General features: G+C 67.5%; 1 pseudogene. It reads right to left on the bottom strand.

The features are described from left to right. Positions 1-240 (bottom strand): annotated as a pseudogene (locus CWC28_RS21350) (serine O-acetyltransferase); the annotation flags it as partial.

Genomic DNA, 240 nt, shown 5'->3' on the forward strand with positions numbered 1-240 from the left:
GACCGGATCGGGCATGTCCTGGCCCATGCCGTAGGCATCGAAGCCGAACTTCTCCTTCATGGCCTCGCGGCTTTCCGGGTCGACTGACGGCTCCTCCGCCACATCCGGCTCGGCGCGCTTGACGATCTTGCCGGGAATACCGACGACGGTGGCGCCGGCAGGCACTTCACGCGTGACCACGGCATTGGAGCCGACCTTGGCGCCGGCACCGACGGTGAACGGGCCGAGAATCTTGGCGCC

Origin of the sequence: Pseudoalteromonas sp. S4492 (assembly GCF_005886115.1) — a bacterium.
Taxonomy (GTDB): Bacteria; Pseudomonadota; Gammaproteobacteria; order Enterobacterales; family Alteromonadaceae; genus Pseudoalteromonas; species Pseudoalteromonas gelatinilytica.